General features: G+C 69.3%; 13 protein-coding genes. 6 read left to right on the forward strand and 7 right to left on the reverse strand.

Annotated features, from left to right (window positions below; all coding sequences use genetic code 11):
* Positions 1–294 precede the first annotated feature (294 nt).
* The 3 genes from D456_RS0121995 (at position 295) to D456_RS0122005 (ending at position 4,616) form a co-directional block, all read left to right on the forward strand.
* Entirely contained in the window at positions 295–576 is a 282-nt protein-coding gene (locus D456_RS0121995) for a helix-turn-helix domain-containing protein (protein ID WP_152442651.1), read from the forward strand.
* Positions 577–671: 95 nt separating this feature from the next.
* Positions 672–1,346, forward strand: a complete 675-nt coding sequence (locus D456_RS0122000) for a uracil-DNA glycosylase (RefSeq protein ID WP_026116122.1) — start codon at positions 672–674, stop codon at positions 1,344–1,346.
* Positions 1,347–1,430: 84 nt separating this feature from the next.
* The gene (locus tag D456_RS0122005) at positions 1,431–4,616 is read left to right on the forward strand and encodes an NACHT domain-containing protein (RefSeq protein ID WP_017578340.1); all 3,186 of its coding nucleotides are present in this window, start codon (positions 1,431–1,433) and stop codon (positions 4,614–4,616) included.
* Here the strand turns inward: D456_RS0122005 and D456_RS0122010 are convergent.
* Entirely contained in the window at positions 4,613–5,443 is an 831-nt protein-coding gene (locus D456_RS0122010; protein WP_017578341.1) for an SIR2 family NAD-dependent protein deacylase, read from the reverse strand. The two genes, D456_RS0122005 and D456_RS0122010, sit on opposite strands and share 4 nt — an antisense overlap.
* Positions 5,444–5,609: 166 nt before the next feature.
* Between D456_RS0122010 and D456_RS0122015 the strand changes: the two genes are divergently transcribed.
* Positions 5,610–6,500, forward strand: a complete 891-nt coding sequence (locus D456_RS0122015; protein ID WP_017578342.1) for a sulfotransferase family protein — start codon at positions 5,610–5,612, stop codon at positions 6,498–6,500.
* Positions 6,501–8,032: 1,532 nt separating this feature from the next.
* On the opposite strand, the gene D456_RS0122020 is transcribed toward D456_RS0122015, so the two are convergent.
* The gene (locus D456_RS0122020) at positions 8,033–8,560 is read right to left on the reverse strand and encodes a RidA family protein (protein ID WP_017578343.1); all 528 of its coding nucleotides are present in this window, start codon (positions 8,558–8,560) and stop codon (positions 8,033–8,035) included.
* Between the two features lie 81 nt (positions 8,561–8,641).
* Here D456_RS0122020 and D456_RS27175 point away from each other — a divergent pair, with 81 nt between their 5' ends.
* Positions 8,642–8,803, forward strand: a complete 162-nt coding sequence (locus D456_RS27175; protein WP_017578344.1) for a hypothetical protein — start codon at positions 8,642–8,644, stop codon at positions 8,801–8,803.
* A gap of 6 nt (positions 8,804–8,809) precedes the next feature.
* Here D456_RS27175 and D456_RS0122030 read toward each other — a convergent pair whose 3' ends face one another.
* Entirely contained in the window at positions 8,810–9,643 is an 834-nt protein-coding gene (locus D456_RS0122030) for an aldo/keto reductase (RefSeq protein ID WP_017578345.1), read from the reverse strand.
* Between the two features lie 373 nt (positions 9,644–10,016).
* Between D456_RS0122030 and D456_RS0122035 the strand changes: the two genes are divergently transcribed.
* Positions 10,017–10,604 carry a Dps family protein gene (locus D456_RS0122035; RefSeq protein WP_017578346.1) on the forward strand — a complete coding sequence of 196 codons (588 nt, stop codon included), beginning with the start codon at positions 10,017–10,019 and terminating at the stop codon, positions 10,602–10,604.
* Between the two features lie 296 nt (positions 10,605–10,900).
* Here D456_RS0122035 and D456_RS0122040 read toward each other — a convergent pair whose 3' ends face one another.
* From D456_RS0122040 to D456_RS0122055, 4 genes are all read right to left on the reverse strand, one after another.
* Positions 10,901–11,779, reverse strand: a complete 879-nt coding sequence (locus D456_RS0122040) for an ABC transporter permease (protein WP_017578347.1) — start codon at positions 11,777–11,779, stop codon at positions 10,901–10,903.
* Positions 11,772–12,542: an ABC transporter ATP-binding protein gene (locus D456_RS0122045; RefSeq protein ID WP_017578348.1), complete on the reverse strand. Its 771-nt coding sequence runs from the start codon at positions 12,540–12,542 to the stop codon at positions 11,772–11,774. Before D456_RS0122045 ends, D456_RS0122040 begins: the two co-directional genes overlap by 8 nt.
* A 7-nt stretch (positions 12,543–12,549) precedes the next feature.
* Positions 12,550–13,599, reverse strand: coding sequence for an ABC transporter substrate-binding protein (locus tag D456_RS0122050; RefSeq protein WP_017578349.1), 1,050 nt, complete (start codon positions 13,597–13,599; stop codon positions 12,550–12,552).
* Positions 13,600–13,778: 179 nt separating this feature from the next.
* The gene (locus D456_RS0122055) at positions 13,779–14,675 is read right to left on the reverse strand and encodes a MetQ/NlpA family ABC transporter substrate-binding protein (protein WP_017578350.1); all 897 of its coding nucleotides are present in this window, start codon (positions 14,673–14,675) and stop codon (positions 13,779–13,781) included.
* Positions 14,676–14,723 lie beyond the last annotated feature (48 nt).

Consider the following 14,723-nt stretch of genomic DNA (forward strand, 5'->3'; position numbering starts at 1 on the left):
GCTGCAGCGGGTGCTGCTGTGCTGGACCGGCGTGTGTCACACCTGTCACCAACCGCTTGTACAGCAGCACCCCCGACACGAGTTAACAAAGTACTACTAGAGCACAGAGGCGCGCTCCGACGGGTTCCCCACCAGACCCGGGAACCTCCCCCGCTCGCGCTGTGGTTCTGAGCCCGGGGCGGAGCCACGGTCCCCGGTTTCGGCTCAACCGTTTCACCCGTGTCCAGGACCCTTACTCGGTCGGTTTCAGCGGTCGGCCCCACGGCAGGGACCGACCGCTCTAACCTCATGGCCATGGGGGACCACGAAACGGCCCGGACAGGGAACGACCACATGCGCCAGGCACACGGGCAGGACCACCGGGGTGAGGACCCGCCCGTGCCCATGCTCACCGCCGCCGAGACCGCAGCGCTGCTCGGGGTCTCCACGATGACGGTCTACCGGCTCATCCGCAGAGGAACGCTGACCGCTCTGCGTGTGGGCTCGGTCTACCGGATCCCGCAACGGGCCGCGCAGACCTATCTCGACGAGCTGCGCCTCAACCGCGAAGCCCTGCGCCGCGCATCGAAACCGTGAGAAGGCCGGAGCGGGCCCGGCGAGCCCCTGTGGTGTGGGCGGCAGGTCGCCCGAAACGGCCGTGACGGCCCTGTTCGGCCGCTAGTGTTCTGGCCATGTCGACAAGGGACCTGAACAAGATCATGGACGACGGGTGGGCCGAGGCGTTGGAGCCGGTGGCACCCGAGATCGCCCGCATGGGGGACTTCCTTCGCCACGAGGTCTCCGAGGGACGCACCTACCTGCCGTCGGGCCAGAACGTGCTGCGTGCCTTCCAGCAGCCCTTCGAAGACGTACGGGTGCTCATCGTGGGCCAGGACCCCTACCCCACCCCCGGCAACGCGGTGGGGCTGAGCTTCTCGGTGGCCCCGGACATGAAGCTGCCGGCGAGCCTGCGCAACATCTACAAGGAGATGCAGGACGACCTGGGTGTCCCGATGCCCTCCAACGGCGACCTCACACCGTGGACGGAGCAGGGGGTGCTGCTGCTCAACAGGGTCCTGTCGGTGGCCCCGGGCAAGCCGGGCTCGCACCGCAACAAGGGCTGGGAGACCGTCACCGATCAGGCGATCCGTGCGCTGGCCGGGCGGGACAAGCCGCTGGTGGCCATCCTGTGGGGCCGCGACGCCCGCAACATGCGTCCGCTGATGCCCGGGGTGCCGTGCGTGGAGTCCACGCACCCGAGCCCGATGTCGGCGCGCAACGGCTTCTTCGGTTCCCGGCCCTTCAGCCGCACCAACCAGCTGCTGGAGGAAATGGGGGCCGCGCCGGTGAACTGGCAGCTGCCCTGAGACACTGAAGGTCCCCACAGTCCCCGATCCCCGTCCCCCACGCACTTTCCAGCTCCCCCCGACCGTGGAAGGCGGCCCGTCGCCGTGGCCAAGAAGCTCAGCTATGCGGACGCGTTGAAGGTTCTCGGCAAGAACGACTCGGAGTTGTTGAACTTCGCCGAGAAGCTGGCCGACGGAGGGTTGGGGGCGTTGGGGGTCCCCAGTCTCTTCGGGCTCCGTGAGCTGTTGGTGGAGAAGGGCCGCTCGGCGCTGGAGGGCATCGGGGACAAGCTGCGCGGCGAGAGCCGGATGACCCGCAGCGAACGGATCGAGGCCGCCTACCGGATCGTCTTGTTCACGTCCTTCCTCCAGGCCTGGGAGGAGTACCCGGAGAACGGGGGGCCGCTGGTGTCGCTCGAGCGCCCGGGCGGTCCGCCCCTGAGCGAGGACGAGTCCCAGACCGCTCTCCTGGAAGAGCTCGACGCCGTGCTCCGGGGCTTTTCGGTCCCCTCCGTGCTCGACGCCCGCGACCCGGCGGAAACAGGACAGGCCCTCCCGGTGGAGTCCTCACTCGAGATGTTCGCGGGCAGATTCCCTGCTCCGTACTTCAGCCGCGTCCGGGAACGTTACAAGGAGAACCACCTGCGGCTGGCCGCGGAGGTGCCGGAGTTCGCGATGTGGGTGCACGCGGGTGAGCACGAACGTACGCGCAGGACGATCGAAACGGGGCTCCAGGGCCTCAACGGCGCGCTCGAGGAGATCAGTTCGGGGCAGGCGGTCGACAGCCGTCGACGGGAGCTGTCCGCCCTCTACCGTTCCACGCTCGACCGCGATGTCATCCGTGCCGACGATCTGCCCGAAGGGATACGGCTGCCGTCCCTCAGAGAGAGCTACATCCCCCCTCGGGGCCAAGTCGTGACCGTCAGCAGCGCGGACCAGGAGCCCTCCTCCGAGGCCTGGTGGAAGCAACAGCACGAGCCGCAGGACCTGCAGGGTTTCTTCGCCGCCCATCTGGTCCACCCATACGCCACCGTGTTTCCGACCGTCGTCCTGGGCCACCCCGGTGCCGGCAAGTCCAAGTTCACCGAGATGCTCGCCGCTCAGCTCCCGGAGTCGGATTTCCTCGCGATCCGCGTCGAACTGCGCAACGTCCAGCCCAACTCCCCGATCCACGTGCAGATCGAGGACGGGCTCAGGAGCACACTGCACGAGCACACCCCGTGGCGTGAGCTCGCCGAGTCCGCCGACGGTGCGCTACCGGTCATCGTCCTCGACGGGTTCGACGAGCTCCTGCAAGCCACAGGGGTGGACCGTTCCGACTACCTGGAACGCGTACAGGAGTTCCAGGAGCGCCAGAGGTCCATGGGCCAACCGGTCGCCGTCATCGTCACCAGCCGCACGGTGGTCGCCGACCGGGCCCGCTTCCCCGAGGGGACGACCACCGTCCGCCTGGCCCCCTTCGCCGGGGACCAGATCGCCCACATGCTCCAGGTCTGGAACTCCACCAACGGTGCAGAACTCACGCGCCGGGGTCTGGAACCGCTGACCACGGACCTCCTGCTGCGCTACCGGGAGCTCGCCGAGCAGCCGCTCCTGCTCATGATGCTGCTCATCTACGACTCGGACGGCAACGCCCTGCGCCAGGCCGCCGAGAGCCTCTCCCACGGCCAGCTCTACGAACGGCTCCTGACCCGGTTCGCCGAGCGTGAGGTCGAGAAGCACCACGCCTCCCTCAACGACGAGGCCCTCGAGGAGGCAGTGGCCCAGGAGCTGCGCCACCTCGAGGTGGCCGCTCTGGCCATGTTCAGCCGGCGGCGCCAGAGCGTGCGGGCCGAGAACCTGGCCTCGGACCTGGCCGTGCTCATGCCCGAAGCGTTCCGGAGCGAGCACGAGACCGATCTGCACGGGCGCATCTCCCCTGCCGACCAGCTGCTCGGCCGGTTCTTCTTCGTGCACGAGGCGCGAGCCCAGCGTTCCGACGGCGCCGCGAGCGTCTTCGAGTTCCTGCACGCCACCTTCGGCGAGTACCTGGTGGCGCGCACCGTGGTCGAGGCGTTGGACGATCTGGTCGACGAACACGCCGGGGGTTCGCGGCGGCGCCGGCGGCGCAAGCACAGCGCCCAGCGCATCGACGACGGGGAGCTCTACGCCTACGCTTCCTTCGCCAGTTTCGCGGGGCGCCAGAAGGTCGTGGAGTTCCTGGCCGAGCTCTTGGACGAGCGTTTCGGGCAGGAGGCCGAGCAGGCCCGGACAGAGGTACGCGCGGAGTTCCACGACCTGCTCGTCGACCTCTACCGCGAGGCCCCGTTCCCGGCATCCAACCGGTCCTTCACCGCCTACGAACCCACCCGCCTGCCCATGACCCAGCGCGAGGGCAACTACACCAGCAACCTCGTGCTGCTCATGGTCCTGGTCGAGAACGGTCCGGTGGACCTGACCCGGCTCCACCGCGACGAGGAGGCCCCGGAACAGGCCTGGCACGCCACGTCCGCCCTGTGGCGGCGCCTACCGGGTTCGGAGTGGGCCTCGATCCTGGCGTCCCTGCGGGTGCGGCACACGGGGATCGGCGCGGGCGAGGACTACACCATGACCGTCGAGCTCGAACGGGGCGACGAGGTCAACGTCGGCGAGTCGATCGGGTTCTACCTGCAACGCGAACTGGGATTCAGGCCCGAGGTGGTCGATCCCTACGCGCTCACCGTGCCCTTCCCGGGCCAGACCTCCCACGTGCTGCGTTCCACTGCCCTGCGGGTCAACGGCAGCGCGGCCCAGCTGGTGGTGAGCATGCTCCCCTATCTGCGCCATGTCTCCCCCGACCTGGGGAACAGGTACGCCGATCCGGAATCGGACCGTTTCTGGAGCGAGCCGCACGAACTCCTGCGTCTTCTGCTCAGCGACGACACCGGAAGCGGCCGGGTCCGCCAGGAACGCCTCACCGCCTACCAGCGCCTGCTCACACCGTCACGTCCGCTGGGTCGCGCGGAGCTCCTGGCTCTGCGCCGGGCCACCGAGGACCTGGCCGCCCACCTCGGCGACGACCGCTACGAACCTTCGCGTGACCACGTGCGTGCTTACCTGGAGCAGTTGTCCGGTGTGCCCGACGGCCACGACCCGCAGGAGCTCGAATCCGTGCTGGAGGGCGCCCGCGCGGTGGTCGGTCTCCAACCGGAACCGGCGTGGCTGTTCAAACTGGTCAGCGGCGGGGCCCGCAGCCCCTCACCCGACACCGGGCGCGAAGGTCCGCCGTCGGCGTACAGGGCACACATGCGGGGCACTTCCTCCGATTCCTAGAGGTCCTCGAAGCCGTGGAAGATTCCGTGGCCGCGCTTGGGTACCCGGTGCACCAGCCCGGGCAGGACCTCTCCGATCGGCTGCCGCAGCACCACACTCGCGTAGTCGTCGTAGGGCGTGGGTTCGGCGTTGACGATGACGAGGTTGGCGCGGGCCATCATCGCGACGTCGCACAGTCCGGCGACGGGGTGCACGGTCAGCGAGGTGCCCACCGCGAGGAACAGGTCGCTCTCGCGTGCGGCCGTGGTGGCGCGTTCGATGACCTCGGGGTCCAGGAGTTGTCCGAAGGAGATCGTGTCGGACTTCTGGATGCCGCCGCAGCTCACGCACCGCGGGTCGGACTCCTCGTCCAGGCGTGCCAGCACCGTGGCGCTGGGGGTGCGTAGGCCGCAGTTCATGCACATGACCCGCAGCAGCGTGCCGTGGACCTCGATGACCTTCTCGTCGGACAGTCCGGCTCTCTGGTGGAGTCCGTCGATGTTCTGGGTGATGACGGAGTTCAGCCGCCCGGTGGTGTCCAGGGCGGCGAGGGCGCGGTGTGCGGCGTTGGGTGCGGCCTCCCACGCCTGGTGGGCGCGGCGCTGCAGCCACACCTGGCGGCGCACGTCGACGTCGCCCATGTAGGTGTCGATGTCGGAGAAGGCCTGGGCGTTGGGGTTCTGGGTCCAGAGGCCGTTGGGGCCGCGGAAGTCGGGGATGCCCGAGTCGGTGGACACGCCTGCCCCGGTGAGGACGGTGATGCGTCCGGCCGTTGCCATGAGCTCGGCTGCTCGGTCGAAACCGTCGGGGTCGGCGAACGGTGCGGATTCGGAGGTCGTGGAGGCCATGACCTCATTGTGGCAGCGACACGGAGGGGCGTCTGCGTCGCCGGGTGGGACGGGGACCGTGTCGCACGGGTGGGGGCCCCGTACGCTCGGGTAACACCCCTGTGCGGCACCGAATCGGTGGCCGATGCACACACCACGGGCAAAGGGTGCAAAAATCGACACAATCATGAAGCATCCCTCGTACATCCTCGTGGTCAACGGGACCAAGGTGGAACGTCCGGTGTTCGTCCTGGGCGCCCCGCACTCAGGTGTTCCCGTGATCGCCGGTGCCCTGGCCCGCGCCACCGGCTTCCATCTCGGCGGCGGGTCGACCGGAGTGCTCAACGCCGTGTACTCGGTGGCGCGTCGCCCGTCGCTGACCACCGAGAAGGTGGCCGGTACGGCGAGCCTGCTGCGGGAGGCCTACGCCGAGGAGTGGCAGCTCACCCCCCTGACGTGCCCGCACTGCCCAGGGGTGCGGGGTGAGCGTGTTCCCGCGAACGTGTCGGCGGAACCGTGTGAGCACAGCCGGCGGGTGAGCCGTTACGGCGACGCCACCCCGGAACTGCTCTTCTGTGCCAGTGCGCTGCACGAGGCCTTCCCCGACGCCTTGTTCGTGCAGGTGATCCGGGACGGGCGGGACGTGGTCGCCCGGATGGCCGAGGACGAGATCTGCCTGGCCTGGCACAAGCCGAGTGTGATGAAACCGGTCTCGGAGTTTCCCAACCACTTCTACGGGCTGGCCGACGACGAGGACCTGGCCGAGTTCCGGGAGGCCTCCGTCGCCGGACAGTGTGCGATGCGCTGGCGCGGGGCCGTGCGCATGTCGGCGCGGATCCGCAACGAGATCGGCCCGGAGCAGTTGCTGACCCTGCGCTACGAGGACCTCCACGGCGGCGGGGTCGCCACGGCCAAGAAACTGCGGTCCTTCACCGGTGCGCGTGTGTCGGCCTCGCACCTGGTGTCGGAGAACGGGAAGTGGGGTGTGGGTTCCTGGCGCCGGGCCCTGGACCGGGACGCCTACGCGGACGTTCACGAGAAGGCCGCGGTCGAGCTCTCCCACCTGGGCTACCTCTGACCACGGTCCTTCCGTGGTGCCCTGACTCCTGGATCATTGATGGGGATTGGGGCCGGGGGACCTTTGAGGGGCGGGGCCTGGGGTGGGACGGTTCATGGACTGGTGACGGGTGGGTGGTGTTCGTCGGAGCGTCGAGCGTAGCCCGGCCGGGGCTCCCCGCAACCCTCGCGGCGCCACCCCCACACACCTTTCATTACGGGGGTAGTGGTGGGTTGTTCCCGGCGCCTCGGGGTGTGCGGTCCACCCCTTGACGCCGGGCTGTTGCGCTCTCGCCGCCGAACACCCCACGGCCGACCCCCTCATCCGCCAAGGAAGCGGGGACCCAACTGCTGACCCCAGGGGCGCGGCATTGGGACCAACGGTCCAGGCGTGTGCGCGGCCGCTCGCTCCTGCGACAGGCACAGACCGGCCCTTCCGGGTCCGGCCCCGCGCACTCCCGGGGACATTGAGGCCAGGGCCAACCGGCGTGTGCACGGCCACCCCAGGCCCCGACTGCTCCCGGCAGCGCATTACAGCCGGGGTGGCACGCGTGTGCGCACCCCTGCCTCGGAGAATCTCCCACGCCGGTGGAGCTGGAACGGTGCCGTGCGGTCGTGGCGTGCTGCTCCCCCCATCCGTGACCACCAGAACCCGCAATTTTGACCACGGACCGGGGGAGCAGCAGCCCCAGACAGGCCCCGGAGACCGAAAACCACCGTTGACAGTGCTCCTGTGGGCACCGTAGGCGGGTGTTGGTGCCCAAAAGAGCACCAACAACCACCCGTCCCGGCACCACCTGGGCCTCGAACCCGACACTGGCAACAAGAACCACAACCGAAGCCGGTTCCGACAGCAATACCTACGCGCCGAAACCCGCCCAGCCACCCGCACACCGGTCACCCCCGGCCTCCACACCACAGACCGGGAACCCGGGCCCCGGGCAGCGCCCACACGCCCGCCGCCCCCAGACTTCAATGCTCCGCCGGACCTCAGGGGCCGGGATCGGCTCCGGTAGCAAGCGTCGGCGAGGTCAGGGCCTTTCCGGAGGAGCGCACACGCCGGCCGGCCCCGGCCTCGATGCCCCGCCGGGAGCGGGCGGGGCCAGCAGGTGCCCTCCGCAGGAGCGAGCGGTCGCGCACACGCCTGGACCGTTGGTCACAATGGCCCGCCACAGGGGGATAGCAGTGCACACCCTTTCTTTGGCTGCCAGGGTGCCGGGGGTGAGGGGGTTCGTCGATACGGGTCGGGAAAGCCCGGCATCAAGGGTCGGAGCGCACACCCCGAGGCGCCCCACACCGGCCCCGCACAACGCCGCCACACTCTCTACCAACCAGAGAGCATGGCGGGGCGCCGAAGCGGGTTGCGCAAAGGCCCGGCCGGGCTAAAATCCCGACCCCGACGAACCACCACCCCCGGCACCACAAGAAACTCCTCACCCAACCCCAAGGCACACAAGGCCCCCAGCCCCCATCAACGATCTGGGCCCCGCGGTCCTGCTGTTGCCGGCCCGTGACCACGGGGCCCGGCCCCTCGTAGGTCCCCGTGCGCCCCGCTCAGGTGCGGGCGCGTTCGTTCCCCGGTTCGTTCGGGTCCTCGAAGGGGCCGCTGACCAGTCCTTCTTCGACCTCGATCTCCAGAGCGCGTTCGTTGGAGAGCGGATCGTCGTCGTGGGTGTCGGGGACCACCGCGGTGCAGGTGATCTCGACCAGGGCACCGCGTTCGAGGAGTTCGTGCACCCCGAGAGCGCTCATCGCCGGATAGTGGCGTCCCATGTGGCGCCGGTAGACCGGCCCGAGAGTCTTCAGGTTGGCGCGGTAGGTACTGATGGAGGTGGTGTGGATGCGCATGTCCACCACGTGGACGGGTTCCGCGCCTGCGTTGCGCAGGGCTTCCACGACGTTGCCGAGCGCATGGTCGAACTGTTGCACGAGGGTGTCGCCGGTCATGGAACCGTCGGTTCGGCGTGCGGTCTGCCCGCCCACGAACACGGTCCGCCCCGGGGTGACCACGATCGCGTGGCTGTAGCCGACGGGTTCGGCCAGGGTCAGCGGGTTGACGGTCTCGTGGGGTGTCTGTGCCAAGGGACCTCCCTCGTGGTCGGTGTGCTGCGTGCGGGCTCTTCCGGGTGGGGACGGGGCCGACGCGGCCGGTAGGGTGAGCCCATGTCGTTCACATTCTGGCTGTCCGCTCTCGCCCTCATCGCGGTCATGGGCCTGCTCGTCTCGATCTTCGCCGCGGGCGTGGTCTACGCCGTCCGCGTGCGCCGCCAGGGCATCGACTCCGTGCTCTCCGGCGCCCGCAAACGGCGCGAACTGCGCACCTGAGGCTCGTCAGTCCCCGTCGAAGTCGTCGGGGTCGGGGCCGAACCGGTGGCCCTGGTCCAGTGCGCTGACTGCCTGCATGTCCTCCGCCGAGAGTTCGAAGTCGAACACGTCGAAGTTGGACCTGATGCGTTCGGGCGTGACCGACTTGGGGATGGCCACGTTGCCGAGCTGGATCTGCCAGCGCAGGAGCACCTGTGCGGGCGCGCGGCCGAGTCCTTCGGCGATCGCGGTGACGGTGGGGTCGTCGAGCAGGTGGCCCTGCCCGAGCGGGCTCCAGGCCTCGGTGACGATGTTGTGGCGTGAGTGGAAATCACGCAGTTTGTTCTGGACCAGCAGCGGGTGGAGCTCGATCTGGTTGACCATCGGGACGATGCCGCCCTCGTCCAGGACCCGTTCCAGGTGGGAGACCTGGAAGTTGCACACGCCGATGGCGCGTACCCGCCCCTCGGCGTAGAGGCGTTCCAAGGCCCGCCACGAGGACACGTACCGGTCCTGGTGGGGCAGTGGCCAGTGGAGCAGGTACAGGTCGAGGTGGTCCAGGCCCATGCGTTCCAGGCTCGCGTCGAAGGCCCGTAGGGCGGAGTCGTAGCCCTGGTCGGGGTTGGCGAGCTTGGAGGCGAGGAAGACCTCCTCCCGGTCCAGCCCCGAGCGGCGCAGCCCCTCGCCCACACCTGCCTCGTTCCCGTAGGAGGCCGCGGTGTCGATGCTGCGGTAGCCGACCTCCAGTGCGGTGGCGACCGTGTCGGCGACGGTACTCTGCGGCACCTGCCACACGCCCAACCCCATCTGTGGCATGCGCAGGCCGTTGTTCAGCGACGCATCCGGAACGATGGTCATCATCTGTGGCCCCCCGTCGGCCTGTGACGTCGTCTGCGGGTGGCACCCCCGTGCCACCGTTCTCGCATACTGCCACGAGCACACCCTGGGCAGACGGAGACCGGGCCGTCCCTGTATGAGCTTTTTACCCTGGAGGCGGTTTCACCCCGGTGCACAGCGGGCGGCGTTGTGCACGGCGTGTCGCACGGGCACGCGTGCCGGACACCGGACGCGGTACGCCCGTACGGGATGCGTGGAGCAGAGGAACCGGCGCAAAGCCTTGCTCCCGTATGGGGTGGGTTTTCTCTGCCGACAACGGTCCGTGTTCAAGACTGGCTGGCGGAGCGCATTCGTGTGCGCTCCGTGCAGCACACCGGATTCGGAGGGAACAGCACCCGTGAGTACAGCCGAGAAGACGCCCAAGCCCCGCAGCAGCCAGCCCTGGCTCCACCAGCCCGGACATGAGCTCCAGGAGTTCGGCACCGTCCGCCAGCTCCCGGTCGGTCTGTCCTACAACGCGCGGATGTACTCGTGCCAGCGACTGAACCAGACGCTCGCAGACACCCAGATCCTGCACAGCATGTACAAGAAGCACCACTGGCTCATGCGCGGCCAGACCTTTTACCAGCTGCACCTGCTCATGGACAAGCACGCCGACGAACAGACGAAACTGATCGACAGCATCGCCGAGCGTGTGCAGACCCTGGGTGGTGTGGCGGTCGGTGACCCCAGGCACGCCGCGGAGATCACCAACGTCCCGCGCCCGCCCAACGGCGTGGAGGAGGTACCGGCGATGCTGTCCCGGCTGCTGGAGGCGCACGAGACGATCCTGGAGGACGCTCACGACGCCGCGGCGCGCACCCAGGAGATGTACGACGACGGCACCAACGACCTGTTCGTCTCCGAGGTCATCCGTACCGGTGAACTGCAGGCGTGGTTCCTCGCCGAGCACCTGGTGGACACCCCGCTGGTGCATTCCTCCTGAGGTCTGAGCAGGCGGGGCCGGACGGCACGGTCCGTCCGGCCCCTCTTCCGTGTGCAGGACCGGCCGTGCCGGTGCCCGAGGACAGCGGCGGGATTCCTGTCGAGCCGATGACAGGTGGGGAGGTCCGGTGGACCGGCATCAGGAGGGGCCGGCCCAGGGACCGGTGGTAGGTGGGTGGTGTTCGTCGGAGCGTCGGGCCCACCACCCCGCCACCACAGGAAACCCCGAACACCACCCCGAGCCCCGACCCACCACCCAGCCCGGACCACACGCCTGCGAACCGCCCCATCGGTGCTCTAGTCCTGGGTGAGGCCCCAGCGCCGACGCAGTGCGCGGTCGGCCCAGTTGAAGAACACGTCGACGAGGACGCCGATGAGCAGCACGACGATGACGTAGCTGAGCAGACGTTCGGCGTCGTTGAGCTGGCGCGCCTGGCTGAGCGCCCACCCGATGGAGTTCTGCTGGTTGATGATGACCAGCAGTTCGCCGGCCATGAGGGAGCGCCAGGCGAAGGCCCAGCCCTGTTTGAGGCCGGAGACGAACATCGGCAGGGCCGCGGGCACGATCAGCAGGGTGTAGTGCTGGAGCCCGCGCAGCCCCATGGTCCTGCCGGCCCTCAGCAACGACGGGCTGACGTGGTCGATGCCCGAGGTCAGGCCTGTGGCGATGGAAGGGGCGGCGCCGAGCACGATCACGAACATGATCGCGGACTCGGTGATGCCGTACAGCAGCATCGCGAACGGGAACCAGACGATGGAGGGCATGGTCTGGAGTCCGGTGACGAGGGAGCCGATGGCGCTGCGCAGGGCGCGGGACCGGGTCACCGCCAGGCCGATGAGTACACCGACCGCGAGGGCGAGCGCGAAACCGGTCAGGGCCCGCCGCACGGTCACCTGGACCGCGGTCCAGAATTCGGGGCCGGTGACCTCTGCCAAGAGGGTGGGCAGGACCCGGTCGGGGCCGGGGAAGACGTATTCCGACCGCCATCCCGACCAGGCGAGGGCCTGCCATGCCACGAGCAGGAGGGTGATCGCGGCGAGCTTGGGCCAGGTGGCCGACCAGACCCGGGCGGCGACCCGGGCGGGGCCGTTCTCGTCCCCGGCGCGGCCGGGCTGCAGTTCGAGTGCGTCCAGCCCTCGGACGTGGCGGCCGGTCCGTTCCGTGGTCTCAGGCATGGCGGGAGACCTCCTCGCGGAGCCTGTCGGTGATACTGGCGGCCTGCTCGGCGATGCCGCCGGAGTCGATGCGGCGGGGGCGTTCGCCCTCGACGGGGAACTCCTCGATGACTCGTCCGGGGCGGCTGGAGAGCAGTACGACACGGCCGCCCAGGCGTACGGCCTCGCGCACGTTGTGGGTCACGAACACGATGGTCAGGTTGCGCTCGCGCCAGATGCGTTCCAGCTCGTCGTGGAGGATGTCGCGGGTCATGGCGTCCAGGGCGCCGAAGGGTTCGTCCATGAGCAGGACGTCGGCGTCCTGGGCCAGGGCACGGGCCAGGGCCACGCGTTGGCGCATGCCGCCGGAGAGTTCGTGGGGGCGTTTGCCGGCCATGCCCCGCAGGTGCACCAGGTCCAGGAGTCCGGTGACGCGGCGGCGGCGCTCGGCCCGGGGGACCCGGTTGACCCGCATGGGGATCTCGATGTTGGAGCTGACGGTGAGCCAGGGGAAGAGTGCGGCCTCCTGGAACATCATCGCGATCTTGTGGCCGCCCGTGTCGACGGTGCCGGTGGTGGGTTCTTCCAGGCCGGCCACGAGGGAGAGCAGGGTGCTCTTGCCGCAGCCGGAGGCCCCGACGACGGCGAGGAGGTCGCCGCGGTCGACGTGCATGCTCATGCCGTCGATCGCGGTGACGGCGCTCCCGCCGCTGCCGAAGACCTTGGACATGTCGTCCACGCGTACGGCGCCGACACCTACGGGTGTCTCGGTGACAGTGGTCATGCTGGGCCTACCCTTCCAACCCGTCGACCGGCTCACGGTCCTGCTCCGCGAGGACGTCGTTGAGCGGGTCGAGGGCGTAGATTCCGTTGAGGTCGACGGGCTCGAGCAGGTCGAGGGCGGCTGCGCGTTCCGCCCCGGCTCGCAGTGAGGGTGCGGCGGGATCGACCGTGAAGGTGGTGTTGTCGATGGCCTCGTCGACGAGTGCGCCGTCGAGTCGGCCTCCGCTGATCCGGTCGAGGTGGGCGTTGGCGGTCTCGCCGGCCCGTTCGGGGTCGTCGTTGATCCCGTCGACGGTCTCGGTGTGCCCGCGCAGCAGGCTCCGGACGTTGTCGGGGTGCCGGCGCAGGTACTCCGAGCCCACTACGAGGTTGGTGGTCACGTACTGGCCCCCGGTCCCGGGCCACAGGTCGGGTTCGTGCACCAGGAGGTGGCTGTCCTCCTCCGCCAGGAGCGTGCTCAGGTGGGGTTCGGGCAGCCAGGCCCCGTCGATGTCGCCGTTGCGGTAGGCGTCGAGGGTCTCGGGGTTCTCGCGCGGCATGACCGAGATTGCCCCTCCCCCTGCGGTGTCGACGTCCCAGCCCTGTTCCTCGGCGAACCAGCGCAGTGCCACGTCCTGGGTACCGCCGAGTTGGGGTGTGGCCAGGGTGGTTCCGGGCAGGTCGTCGACGGTCCCGATGTCCTCGCGCACGACCAGGCCGGTGCCCTGGGTCGCGGCGCCGGAGACGATGTGCAGGGCCCGGCCCTCGGACTGGTGCCAGCCGTTGACGGCGGGGTTGGGGCCGAGGAGGGCGGCGTCGATCTCGCCGGAGAAGAGGGCGTTGACGGCGTCGGGGCCGCTGTTGAAGATCCGGGTCCGCAGCTCGACGTCCTCGCCCAGCGCCGCCTCCAGGGTTCCGTCCTCCACGCCCACGAGTGCAGGGGCGTGGGTGAGGTTCGGGAAGTAGCCGAGGGTGAGGCCGGTGCCCTCGGGTCCGTCGGCGCCGGCCGTTCCGCATCCGGTGGCGACCAGGGTCAGGGCCAGGGTCGCCGCAAGGGATCGGGGTGGAGGCACACGCATGCTGGGGTGGTCCTTCGTCGGTTCTGCTCACCGGGACACACAAATCCTACTTAATAAGTAGGTTTAGTGGAACCAGGGCGGGCGAGCGGCCCGGGAGGCCCCGGACACAGAAAAGGCCCGGAGCACGCACCCGTGCTGGGTGCGCACCCCGGGCCCGGAGCCGGGAGCGGCGCTACCGACTACTCCTCGTCGGCAGCCTCGTCCTCGGAGCCCTCGACCTCGGCGACCTCGCCGTCGGCGTTCACGCCCAGGACGACGCCCTCCCAGGTCTCCTGGATGTACTCCAGAACACGCTCGTCCCCGAGCAGCTCGGCCAGCTTCTGCACGCGCTCGTCGTCGGTGTTCTCCTCCAGGGCGACCAGGCCGTTGGCGTAGGACTCGACGTAGTCCTCGCCCTCGGGCTCCCAGGCCAGGATGTTGGCTTCCTCGGTCAGGTCGGCCTCGATGGCGTAGTTGCCGTTGACGACCGCGGCGTCCACGTCGGCGAGCGAGCGCGGGATCTGGGGAGCCTCGAGCGGCGTGACGGTCAGATCCTGCGGGTTCTCGACGATGTCGTTCTCGGTGGCGTTCTCGCCGGCCTCCGGGGCGATCTCGACCAGGCCCTCCTCCTCCAGGATGCGCAGCGCGCGGCTGAGGTTGGCGGGGTCGTTGGGCACGGCGACCTCGGCGCCGTCGTCGAGGCCGTCGACGTCCTCGACGCCTTCCGAGTACAGGCCGAGCCGCTCGATGTGGACGTCGGTAACATAGGTCAGGTCGGCGTCCGGGCCGTTCTCCTGCCACTCGTTCAGGAATTCGCGGTGCTGGAAGTAGTTGGCGTCGAGCTCACCGTCGACCAGCCCCGCGTTGGGGGTGTTGTAGTCCGACATCTCCTGGATGTCGAGCTCCAGGCCGGCCTCTTCCGCGAGGTTCTCGTCGATGAAGGAGAGGATGTCACCGTGCGGTACGGGCATCGTTCCCACACGCAGCGGGGCGTCCCCGCCCTCTCCGCCGCCCGAGGACTGTTCGCTGGGGGCTCCGCAGGCGGTCATCGCCAGAACCAGGGCCGTAGCTCCAGCGGCGAACGAGGTGGTGCGCATGTGCACTCCTTCGTGATCGGGAAGGTGGAGGATCGCGGGGGGCACGCA

The sequence above is a fragment of the Nocardiopsis kunsanensis DSM 44524 genome (assembly GCF_000340965.1).
GTDB lineage: Bacteria > Actinomycetota > Actinomycetes > Streptosporangiales > Streptosporangiaceae > Nocardiopsis > Nocardiopsis kunsanensis.

What these genes read in the sequence shown, in the direction of transcription:
- D456_RS0122030 (WP_017578345.1), bottom strand. Translation starts at nt 9,643, where the DNA reads ATGATGACCATCGTTCCGGATGCGTCGCTGAACAACGGCCTGCGCATG.
- D456_RS0121995 (WP_152442651.1), top strand. Translation starts at nt 295, where the DNA reads ATGGGGGACCACGAAACGGCCCGGACAGGGAACGACCACATGCGCCAG.
- D456_RS0122015 (WP_017578342.1), top strand. Translation starts at nt 5,610, where the DNA reads ATGAAGCATCCCTCGTACATCCTCGTGGTCAACGGGACCAAGGTGGAA.
- D456_RS0122055 (WP_017578350.1), bottom strand. Translation starts at nt 14,675, where the DNA reads ATGCGCACCACCTCGTTCGCCGCTGGAGCTACGGCCCTGGTTCTGGCG.
- D456_RS0122045 (WP_017578348.1), bottom strand. Translation starts at nt 12,542, where the DNA reads ATGACCACTGTCACCGAGACACCCGTAGGTGTCGGCGCCGTACGCGTG.
- D456_RS27175 (WP_017578344.1), top strand. Translation starts at nt 8,642, where the DNA reads ATGTCGTTCACATTCTGGCTGTCCGCTCTCGCCCTCATCGCGGTCATG.
- D456_RS0122050 (WP_017578349.1), bottom strand. Translation starts at nt 13,599, where the DNA reads ATGCGTGTGCCTCCACCCCGATCCCTTGCGGCGACCCTGGCCCTGACC.
- D456_RS0122000 (WP_026116122.1), top strand. Translation starts at nt 672, where the DNA reads ATGTCGACAAGGGACCTGAACAAGATCATGGACGACGGGTGGGCCGAG.
- D456_RS0122040 (WP_017578347.1), bottom strand. Translation starts at nt 11,779, where the DNA reads ATGCCTGAGACCACGGAACGGACCGGCCGCCACGTCCGAGGGCTGGAC.
- D456_RS0122010 (WP_017578341.1), bottom strand. Translation starts at nt 5,443, where the DNA reads ATGGCCTCCACGACCTCCGAATCCGCACCGTTCGCCGACCCCGACGGT.